This window comes from Streptomyces sp. NPDC038707, assembly GCF_040636485.1.
Taxonomy (GTDB): Bacteria; Actinomycetota; Actinomycetes; order Streptomycetales; family Streptomycetaceae; genus Streptomyces.
Map to the genome: position 1 here is coordinate 15,312 of NZ_JBEZUP010000035.1, position 11,498 is coordinate 26,809.

Sequence of the window (11,498 nt, forward strand, 5' to 3'; positions counted from 1 at the left end):
GGCGGAGTCCTCGACGAGCGGTGCCACGCGCGGACCGCGGTCGGCCGGGGCGCCGGCCACGGCGCCCCGGCCGACCGCGGTCACGGAGTCACAGTGTGGCCAGCCACTCCTTCATGACGGTCGCCGTGACGTGGGAGTCCCGCTGCGCCAGCGAGAAGTGGTCGGCGTCGATGGTGCGGACCGTCTCCGCGGGGACGAGCAACTCCTGCTGCCCGTGCTCCACGCTCGCGTCGGGGTCACCGAGCAGGGGCACGCTGCAACGCACCAGCAACGTCGGCGCGGTGGTCGGCGGAACCTCCAGGGCGGACATGCGGTTGAGGTAGTGCGCCATGGCCGACAGCCGGTTGCTGTCCACCGTCACGGTGGCCGAGTCCGTCTCGCCCATGAACCTCCTGGCCAGTTGCCGGTAGTCCACGCTGTCCCCGTGCTCGTGCCGCAGGCTGAGCGTGTCCAGCATGATCACGCCGTCGGCGCGCACACCCCACATGCTCTCCAGCAGCCCGGCCACCGCCAGGGCCAGCGCACCGCCCGACGAGTGACCGACCAGCACGAACGGGTTCCCGTCGCCGGCGTGCAGCACACTTTCCGCGACGGCCCGTGTGATGGCCTGTGCCGAGCCGGGCAGGCTCTCCCCCGCCGCGAACCCGACCAGTGGCAACGCCTGCACACCGCGGTCGCCGCGGAAGTGGGCGGCGATACGGGCGTACTGGTGCGCACCGCCGACGGACACGGGTGAGCTGATGCAGATCAGCCGCGGCCCGGCCGGCCCGTCCGCGAGGGTGACGGGCTCGGGCAGCTCCTCCAGTTCGGCGGGCGCCTCGAACAGCGGCCGGGTGAGGGCGATGGCCTTGAGCAGCTCCCAGCCCTCGTCGACCTTGCCCGCCCGGACCGCGTCGAAGTACACCTTGCCGACGGTGTCGCCGGACTGCCCGGACGTGGTCGCCGGGGCCGGGATGACGTGCTCGGCGAGCTGGCCACGCAGCCACCGGGCCAGCTCGGCAGGCGTCTTGTGGTCGAGTACGACCGTGCCGGGCAGCCGGAGACCGACCGTGTCGGCGAGCCGGTTGCGCAGCTCCACCGACATCAGCGAGTCGAAGCCGGCCTCCAGGAAGTCACGCTCCGGGTCCATGTCGCTCGCGTCGGCATGGCCGAGCACGGCCGCCGCGTAGTCGGTGATCAACTCACCCAGCACCGTTTCCTGGTCAGCGGCGGAGAGCCCGCTCAGCCGGTCGCGCAGCGTCGCCGTGGACACCTCGGACGCGTCCGCGGCGGCGCGGCGGCGCGGTGCCCTCAGCAGGCCGCGCAGGATCGGGTGCGTGGCCGGTCCGCCCTTCGCGCCGGGCTTCACCGCGAACGGCACGAGCAGCGCCTCGTCGGTGGCGGACGCTGCGTCGAACAGGGCCATGCCCTGCGCCACGGTGAGCGGCATCGAGCCCGAGTTCGCCATCCGCCGCATCTCGGCCTGCGACAGCGCTTCCGTCATGCCGGCGTCCTGCGCCCAGGCGCCCCATGCCAGCGACAACGCGGGGCGTCCGGCGGCGCGGCGCCGGGCCGCGATGGCGTCCAGGGCGGCATTGGCGGCCGCGTAGTTGCCCTGGCCGGCGCCGCCCATCACGCCCGAGAGCGAGGAGTACAGCACGAACACGTCCACGTCGCCGACGAGTTCGTCGAGGTGCTGCGCCGCGTCCACCTTCGGCCGCAGCACGGCCGCCAGCCGCTCCGGCGTCAGCGTGTCGAGCACGCCGTCGTCCAGCACGCCCGCCGTGTGCACGACCGCCCGGACCGGGTGCCCGGCCAGGAGGGCGGCCACCGCGTCGCGGTCGGCCACGTCGCACGCCGCCAGCGTGACGTCGGCGCCCTGCTCGATCAGCTCGTCCGCCAGCTCCCGCGCTCCCGGCGCCTCCGGGCCGCGCCGGCTGACCAGCAGCAGCTTGCGCACGCCCCGTTCCGCGACGAGGTGCCGGGCCAGCGCACTGCCGAGGCCACCGGTGCCGCCGGTGATGAGGACCGTGCCGTCCGGATCCCACGCCCGGGGCTCCGGCGCGGTGCCGAACCGCGCCAGCCGTGCGACGGCGGCCGCGCCGTCGGTGAGGACGGCCTGTCTCTCACCGTCGTCCAGCAGGCCGGGCGCCGCGGCGACGAGCAGCCGTGACGCTTCCGTGTCGTCGACGTCGAGCAGCAGGAACCTGCCCGGGTTCTCGGCCTGGGCCGCCCGCACGAGGCCCCACACGCCCGCCGCGGGAACGTCCGCGCCGGCCACCGCACCGGAGGTGACCAGCACGAGCGGCACGTCGTCGGCATGCTCGTCGGCCAGCCAGGACGTGAGCAGGCCGAGCGCCGCTGCGGTGGCCTCCTGCACCGAGTCACCCGTGACGGGCGCGAGCACGAGGTCGGGCCGAGTGGCCAGTGCTGCGTCAACGGTGTCGCCGTAGCCGACGACGTCGCAGCCCGCGCCCACCAGCGCGGCACCGAGGCCGATGGTGTCGGCGCCGAGCACCGCCCATCGCCCGCCCGTCACCGGGGCGACATCGACCGGCGTCCAGTCGAGGCGGAACAGCCAGTCGGACTCCGGCCGCACCGGCCCGGCGGCGACGTGCTCACGCAGTGCCAGCGACGCCACGGACACCGCGGGGCGGCCGGTCGCGTCGACCGCCGTGACGGAGACGGCGTCGCCGCCGAGTGACGTGATCGCCACGCGCAGCAGCGCCGCCCCGGAGGCGTGCAGCGTGGCGCCCTCCCACGAGAACGGCGCCAGCACGCGGCCGGCGGCCTCCGGCAGGAACGCGACCGCCTGCACCACGGAATCGAGCAGTGCCGGGTGCACGCCGAAGTCCGCGGCGTCCCCGATCGAGTTCGGCAGCGCCACCTCGGCGTACACGGTGTCGCCGGCCCGCCGGACCTCGCGCAGGCACTGGAACGCCGGGCCGTAGCCGGAGCCGTCGTAGTGCGCGCCGATGTCCACGGGTTCGGCGTCGCGCGGCGGCCACGCCACGGTCGCGCCGTGCACGCCGCCGGAGGTGAGGGTGCCGGTGGCGTGGGGCAGCCACTCGCCGCCGATCGCGTCCTGGCGGGAGAACACGCCTATGCGGCGGCGTCCCCGCTCGTCGGCCGCGGCGACCCGTACCTGCACCGCGACCGCGCCGGTCTCGGGCAGAGCGAGCGGGGCCGCGATGGTGAGTTCCTCGACGGTGTCGCAGCCGGCCTCGTCGGCCGCACGGAACGCCAGCTCCGCGAAGGCGGTGGCCGGGAGCACGACGGTGCCGGCCACGACGTGATCCGCCAGCCACGGATGGGTGCGCAGGGACAGCCGTCCGGTCAGCAGGGTGTCACCGTCGGCGAGTCCGACGGCCGCACCGAGGAGCGGGTGGGCCACCGAGTCGAGACCGGCGCCCGTGACGTCGGCCACGCCGGAGCGGGCCTGTGGCCAGTAGCGGACGTACTGGAAGGGGTAGGTCGGCAGATCCACCGGCCGCGCCGGCGGCAGCACCGCGCGCAGATCGACGGCGACGCCGCGGGTGTGCAGGGTGGCGAGCGCGGTGACGGCCGACTCCTCCTCCGGACGGTCCCGCCGCAGCATCGGCACCGTGGCGCCGGCGTCGACCGTCGCCGCGATCATCGCGGAGAGTGTGCCGTCGGGCCCCAGCTCCAGGAAGGTGGTCACGCCCTCCTCGGCCATGGCGGTGACGGTGTCCGTGAACCGGACCGGCTCCCGGACGTGCCGCACCCAGTAGCCGGGGTCGGTCGGGGCGCCGGATACGAGGCCGGTCGTCGGCCGCGCGAACGTGATGTCGGCGAGGGCGGCGGCGAAGCCGTCGAGCATCGGGTCCATCAACGCCGAGTGGAACGCGTGCGACACCGGCAGCCGCTTGTGCTTCCAGCCCTTCTCGGCCGCCGCGGCGGCGACCCGCTCCACCGCTTCCGTCTCGCCCGCTACGACGGTCGCCGCCGGCCCGTTCACCGCCGCGACGGTCGCCCCCTCGCCGAGCACGGCGACCACGTCGGCCTCCGCCGCCGATACGGCGAGCATCGCGCCGCCCTCCGGCAGCGCACCCATCAGCTCCGCCCGCGCGGTCACGAGGCGGCAGGCGTCGGCCAGCGACAGGACACCCGCGACATGTGCGGCGGTGATCTCGCCCAGCGAGTGACCGCCCAGGGAGTCAGGGCGCACGCCCCACGACTCCACCAGCCGGTAGAGCGCCACCTCCAGCGCGAACAACGCCGGCTGCGACCAGCGCGTGCGGGCGAGCACCTCGGCGTCCTCGCCCCACATCACGTCGCGGACCTCTGTGCCCAACTCCTTGACGACGGCGTCGAACGCCTCGGCGAAGACCGGGAAGCGTTCGTACAGCTCGCGGCCCATGCCCAGGCGCTGCGAGCCCTGTCCGGTGAAGACGATCCCCAACCGCCCGCGCGCCACCGTGCCGGCCACGGCGCCCCGCGCCGCGCCGCCGGCGGCCCACTCCGAGAGCGCCTCGGCCAGCTCGCGCCGCGTGCGGCCGGTCGTCACCACGCGGTGTTCGAACCGGGTGCGTGCGGTGAGCGCCGCCGCGACGTCCGCGGCGTTCCAGTCCGGCTCCCGCCCGACGCGCTCCACCAGCGCGGTCGCCTGATCGCGGAGTGCCGCGGCGGTCCTCGCCGACAGCGCCCACGGGATCACCGGCGTCTCCGGCGCGCTCTCCGGCGTGTCCTGCGTGGCCGCGTCCTCCGTGGGCGCCTGTTCCAGGATCGTGTGCGCGTTGGTGCCGCTCACGCCGAACGACGACACACCGGCCCGGCGCGGACGTCCGGTCTCCGGCCACGGCGTGGCGGCCGTCGCCAGCTCGACCGCGCCCTCCGTCCAGTCCACGTGGGACGAGGGCGCGTCCACGTGCAGCGTCCGCGGGACGACGCCGTGCCGCATCGCCATGACCATCTTCATGATGCCGGCCGCGCCTGCCGCGGCCTGCGTGTGCCCGATGTTGGACTTCACCGAGCCGAGCAGCACCGGCCGCTCGCGGTCCTGGCCGTAGGTGGCGAGCAGGCTCTGCGCCTCGATCGGGTCGCCGAGCCGGGTGCCGGTGCCGTGCGCCTCGACCACGTCGACATCGCCGGCGGACAGGCCGGCGGCGGCCAGCGCCTGCTCGATGACCCGTCGCTGGGACGGGCCGTTGGGAGCGGTGAAGCCGTTGGACGCACCGTCCTGGTTGACGGCGGAGCCGCGCACCACGGCCCAGACCGGGTGGCCCAGCCGCTGCGCGTCGGACAGCTTCTCCACCACGAACATGCCGACGCCCTCGGACCAGCCGGTGCCGTCGGCGGCGTCCGCGAACGCCTTGCAGCGCCCGTCCGACGCCAGCGCGCCCTGGCGGGTGAAGCCGGCGAACCGGAGCGCGGTCGACATCACGGTGACGCCGCCGGCCAACGCGAGGTCGCACTCCCCCGCCCGCAGCGCCTGCGCCGCCAGGTGCAGCGCCACCAGCGACGACGAGCACGCGGTGTCCACGGTGACCGCGGGGCCCTCGAGGCCGAAGGTGTAGGACAGGCGGCCGGCGATCGCGCTCGCCGCGATGCCCGTGCCGGCGTGCCCCTCCGCATCCTCGACGGAATCGAGCACCAGCGAGGCGTAGTCCTGTCCGTCGGTGCCGGCGAACACCGCGGTGCGGCTGCCGCGCAGCGACGCCGGATCGATGCCGGCCCGCTCGAACGCCTCCCACGACGTCTGCAGCAGCAGCCGCTGCTGCGGGTCGAGCACCACGGCCTCACGCGGCGAGATACCGAAGAAGCCCGCGTCGAATCCGGCGACGTCGTGCAGGAAGCCGCCACGGAGCGTGGCGCTGTGCCCGGGGCCCTCGCCGGAGAGCAGGTCCAGGTCCCAGCCGCGGTCGGCCGGGAAGGGAACGATCCCCTCGCGGCCCTCGGCGACCAGCTCCCAGAGCTGCTCGGGGGTGGTGACGCCGCCGGGGAACCGGCAGGCCATGCCCACGATGGCGACGGGCTCGTGGTGGCCGGACTCGGCCTCTTCCAGTCGGCGCCGGGTCCGGTGCAGATCGGCCGTCACCCATTTCAGGTACTCGACCAGCTTTTTGTCGTCCGCCATCGCGATGGCTGCCTTTCGGTGCGGAGTGAGGGGTGTTCACCGGTCGTTGATCCGGCCGAGCTCGTTGTCGATGAAGGCGAAGATCTCGTCGGTGCTGGCCGAGGAGATCTGTTCCGTGACGGCCTCGCCGCCGGGTGCCGCGTCGGCCGTGGCCCACTGCGCTGCAAGGCCCCGCAGCCGGGCCGTGATGCCGGCGCGGGTGATCGGGTCGGGATCGGCGCCCGCGAGCGCGGACTCCAGCCGGTCCAGCTCCGCGAGCAGGTTCGGGGCCTGCGCCTCGGCGGTGGCCGTGCCGCCGAGCCGGGACAGCAGGTGGCCGGCGAGCGCGGCGGGGGTCGGGTAGTCGAACACCAGGGTCGCGGACATCCGCAGCCCGGTGGCCGCCGCGAGCCGGTTGCGCAGTTCCACGGCGGTCAGCGAGTCCATGCCCAGGTCGCGGAACTCGCGGTCGTCGGCGATGTCGTCCGTGGAGTCGTGCGCCAGCACTGCCGCCACCTCGGCGCGCATCAGGTCCAGGACGAACCGCGTACGCGCCTGCTCGTCCAGCCCCGCGAGCCGGTCCGTGACCGGCACCGGCGGTGTCGCGTCGGCCGCCGGGCGCCGGCGTCGCGTGCGCACGAGGTCACGCAGGAGCGGATGCGGCGCGCCGCCGTGGGCGCCGGGGCGTACCGCCAGCGGCACGAGCACCGGCTCGTCGGCGGCGACGGCCGCGTCGAAGAGGGCGAGCCCCTGCGGCACGGTGAGCGGCGCGGAGCCGGAATCCGCCATGCGTTTGATGTCGGCCTCGGTCAGCGCACCGGTCATACCGGCGTCCTGCGACCACGGACCCCACGCCAGCGACAGCGCCTTCAGACCGTCCGCGTGCCGCTCGCGGGCGAGCGCGTCGAGGGCGGCGTTCGCCGCTGAGTAGTTGCCCTGGCCGGAGCTGCCGAGCGTGCCCGCGACGGAGGAGAACAGCACGAACGCGTCCAGGTCGGCCGTCAGCTCGTGCAGGTGCCGGGCGGCGTCCACCTTGGGCCGCAGCACGCCGTCGAGCCGCTCCGGGGTGAGCGCGGTGACGACGCCGTCGTCCAGCAGACCCGCGGTGTGCACCACGGCGGTGACGGTGCGTCCCTGGAGGACGGCGGCCAGGGCGTCGCGGTCCGCGACGTCGCAGGCGACGATGTCGACGTCCGCGCCGTGCCCGGTGAGCTCGGCCGCCAGCTCACTCGCACCCGGCGTCTTCGGGCCGCGCCTGCTGAGCAGCAGCAGCTTCCGCACACCGTGCTCCGCGACGAGGTGCCGGGCCAGCTGCGCGCCGAGGCCACCGGTCCCGCCGGTGATGAGCACCGTGCCGTCCGGGTTCCACTCGGAGGGCCGCTCCTCACCGGCGAACCGGGCCAGCCGGCCGGCCTTCACGGTGCCGTCCTCGATGACGGCCTGGGTCTCCCCCGCCGCCACCAGTTCCGGTGCCACCGCGAGCAGCGGCCACTCCTCGGCGGCGGCGTCGAGCAGCACGAAGCGTCCCGGGTTCTCGGCCTGTGCGGTCCGCACCAGGCCCCACACCCCGGCGCCGGGGACGTCCGCCCCGGACACGGCGCCGTCGGTGACGAACACCAGCGGCACGTCCTCGGCGCGCAGGTCGGCGAGCCATTCCTGGACCAGGCCGAGCGCCCGCGTCGTCGCGTCGAGCACGGAAGCACCCGTGAGCGGCGCGAACACCACGTCCGGTCCGGCGGCGAGCGCGGCGTCGACGGTGTCGTGCCGCACCGCGCCGGCGAGTCCACCCGGCTCGGCGCCGAGCACCACGAAGGTACCGGTCACCGGCCGGACGGCGAGCGGTGTCCAGTCGACGCGGAACAGCCAGTCGGGACGGTGCGCCGTGTCCTCCTGCGACGGCGCACGGAGCACCAGCCTGCCCACGGACACCACGGGCCGGCCCGCGCCGTCCACCGCCTCGATGCCGACGGCCTCGTGGCCGCCGCGGGTGAGCCGCACGCGCAGCGTGGTCGCGCCCGTGCGGTGCAGGGTCACGTCCTCCCACGAGAACGGCAGCACGCCACGGCCGCCGTCCGCGGACTCGACCCAGCCGACGGCGTGCAGCACGGCGTCCAGCAGCGCCGGGTGGATGCCCATACGGTCCGCACCCCGGGCCGTGGCGGGCAGCGCCACCTCCGCGAACGCCTCGCCGTCCCGCCGCCACACCGCGCGCAGTCCCTGGAAGGCGGGCCCGTAGTCACCGCCGTCGTAGAAGCCCGCCAGGTCGACCTGGCCGGTGCCGGGCGGCGGCCACGCCGCCGCGAAGTCCGTACCGGTGCCGGGCCTTGTGGCGCCGAGCGTGCCCGCGGCGTGCCGGAGCCACTCGCCGGCGTGCTCGGCGTCGCGGGACCAGACGCCCACCGAACGCCGGCCGTCCTCGCCGGCGGCGCCCACCCGCACCTGGACGGCGACGGCGCCGTGCCGGGGCAGTTCCAACGGCACCGACAGGGTCAGCTCCTCGACGACGCCCGCGCCGACCTCGTCGGCGGCGCGCAGCGCCAGCTCGGCGAACCCTGTGCCGGGGAACAGGATCCGGCCCAGGATGACGTGGTCCGCCAGCCACGGCTGGGTGGCCAGGGAGAGCCGGCCGGTGAGCACCACGCCGCCGTCGCCGGCCAGTTCCACGGACGAGCCGAGCAGCGCGTGGCCGAGCGCCGACTGCCCGGCCGACGCGACGTCGCCTCCCACACCGCCGTCCGGCCAGAACCGGGAGCGCTGGAACGCGGAGGTGGGCAGGTCCACCGGACGCGTCCCGAGCGGCGCGAAGAACGCGTCCCACGCGACGTGCTCACCGCGTGCGAACAGCCTCGCGAGCGCGCCCACCACGGTGGTCTCCTCGTCGCGGCCCGCACGCAGCACGGGTATGGCGGTGACGGGATCCGGCGCGATGCCCTCGACCAACGCGCACAGCGTGGCGTCGGGGCCCAGTTCCAGGAAGGTCGTCGCCCCGGCGGCGAGCAGCGCGCGGACGCCGTCGGCGAACCGGACCGGCCGCCGCACGTGCGCCACCCAGTAGGCGACGTCGCGGATCCGCGCCGCCTCGGCGACCGTTCCGGACACCGACGACACCAGCGGGATCCGTGCGTCGCCGAACTCGATGCCCGCGATGGCGTCGGCGAAGTCGCTCAGTATCGGGTCCATGTGCGCCGAGTGGAAGGCGTGCGACACCGTGAGCCGCTTGTGCTTCCACCCTCGCTCGTCGGCCGCGGCGGCGACGCGCTCGACCGCGTCCTCGTCGCCGGCGACGATCACCGCCGTCGGACCGTTGACCGCCGCCACCGACACCGCGCTGTCCAGCAGCGGCGCGACCTCCTCCTCGGTCGCCGCCACGGCGAGCATCGCGCCGCCGTCCGGCAGCGCACCCATCAGCACGGCGCGGGTGGCGACCAGCCGACAGGCGTCGGCCAGGTTCAGCACCCCGGCCACGTGTGCGGCGGTGATCTCGCCCAGCGAGTGGCCGGCGACGAGGTCGGCCCGCACACCCCAGGACTCGACGAGCCGGTAGAGCGCCACTTCGACGGCGAACAGGGCGGGCTGCGACCAGTTCGTGCTGTTCAGGGTGTCGGCGTCGGCGCCCCAGGAGACGTCACGGACCGATCCGGGCAGGTGCCGGTCCAGCTCGGCGACGACCTCGTCGAAGGCCTCGGCGAACACCGGGAACCGGGCGTGCAGGTCGCGGCCCATGCCGAGCCGCTGCGAGCCCTGGCCGGTGAACAGCACGGCCAGCTTCCCGGTCCGCGCGGCGGTGTCCGACACCACGCCCGGCGCGGGGTCGCCCGACACCCACGCCGACAGCGCCGCCGCGAGGTCCGCGGTGTCACGGCCGACGGCGGCGACACGGTGTTCGTGGGCGGTGCGGCCGGTGGCCAGTACGGCGGCCACGTCGGCGGCGCTCGTCGTCGCCCCGACGTGCGCGACCAGCCGCGCGACCTGTTCCCGCAGTGCGGGCGGCGTACGGGCGGACACGATCCACGGCACCACCGCGTCGGGCACGGGGCTCTGCCCGGCCGGCGGCGGCTCGGGCGCCTGCTCCAGGACGGCGTGCGCGTTGGTGCCGGAGATGCCGAACGCCGACACGGCGGCACGGCGCGGCCGTCCCGTCTCCGGCCAGGGCGTCTCCTCGGTCAGCAGCTCGACCGAGCCCGCCGACCAGTCCACGTGCGAGGACGGATTGCGGGCATGCAGGGTGCGCGGGAGCACGCCGTGCCGCATCGCCTGCACCATCTTGATCACGCCTGCGACGCCCGCGGCGGCCTGGGTGTGCCCGAGGTTCGACTTCACGGAGCCCAGCAGCAGCGGGCGTTCCCGGTCACGGCCATAGGTCGCCAGCAGTGCCTGCGCCTCGATCGGGTCGCCGAGCGCGGTACCCGTGCCGTGCGCCTCCACGGCATCGACGTCGTCCTCGGTGAGCCGGGCGTTGGCCAGCGCCGCGCGGATCACCCGCTGCTGCGACGGCCCGCTCGGCGCGGTGAAGCCGTTGGACGCGCCGTCCTGGTTGACGGCCGAGCCGCGCACCACCGCGAGCACCCGGTGGTTGTTGCGGCGGGCGTCGGACAGCCGCTCCAGCAGGAGCATGCCGACGCCCTCGGCCCACCCGGTACCGTCGGCCTCGTCGGCGAACGCCTTGCAGCGCCCGTCCGGAGCGAGGCCGCCCTGCTTGGAGAACTCGACCAGCGCGCCGGGCGTGCTCATCACGTTCACACCACCGGCCAGCGCCAGCGTGCACTCGCCGGCGCGCAGGGCCTGTGCCGCCCAGTGCAGCGCCACCAGCGACGACGAACACGCCGTGTCCACCGTGATCGACGGCCCCTCGAGGCCCAGCGTGTAGGAGAGCCGGCCGGACATGGCGCTGGCCGCGATGCCGGTGCCCACCTCACCCGTACTCTCCGCGGGTGAGCGCACCATCAGGTACGCGTAGTCCTGGCCGTTGGTGCCGACGAACACGCCGGTCCGGCTGCCGCGCAGTGACGCCGGGTCGACGCCGGCCCGCTCGAACGCCTCCCACGAGGTCTCCAGCAGCAGCCGCTGCTGCGGATCCATCGTCAGCGCCTCGCGCGGCGAGATGCCGAAGAAGGCGGGGTCGAAGTCGGCGGCGTCCGGCAGGAAGCCGCCGAGCAGCGTGGTGTCGCCGCCCGTCAGTTCCCCGATGTCCCAGCCGCGGTCGGCGGGGACCGGCGTGATGGCGTCGTCGCCGGCGGCGACGAGCCGCCACAGATCCTCGGGCGACGCGACGCCGCCCGGGAACCGGCACGCCATGCCGACGATCGCGATCGGCTCGGTGGCGGCCGAGACCAGCCGCTGGTTCTGCGTACGCAGCCGCTCGGTCTCCTTCACGGCCGCCCGCAACGCCTCGACGACCTTGTCGGTGCTGTCCTTGGGTGTGGTCACCGAAAATCTCCCTCCC

2 protein-coding genes are annotated in these 11,498 nt (G+C 75.0%); both read right to left on the bottom strand.

Features of this window, described 5'->3' with window-relative positions:
• Window positions 1-88 precede the first annotated feature (88 nt).
• Window positions 89-6,076 (bottom strand): type I polyketide synthase, encoded by a 5,988-nt coding sequence (locus tag AB0E62_RS32665; protein ID WP_362202074.1) that lies wholly within the window; start codon window positions 6,074-6,076, stop codon window positions 89-91.
• Window positions 6,077-6,112: 36 nt separating this feature from the next.
• Window positions 6,113-11,482, bottom strand: a complete 5,370-nt coding sequence (locus tag AB0E62_RS32670; protein ID WP_362202077.1) for an SDR family NAD(P)-dependent oxidoreductase — start codon at window positions 11,480-11,482, stop codon at window positions 6,113-6,115.
• Window positions 11,483-11,498 lie beyond the last annotated feature (16 nt).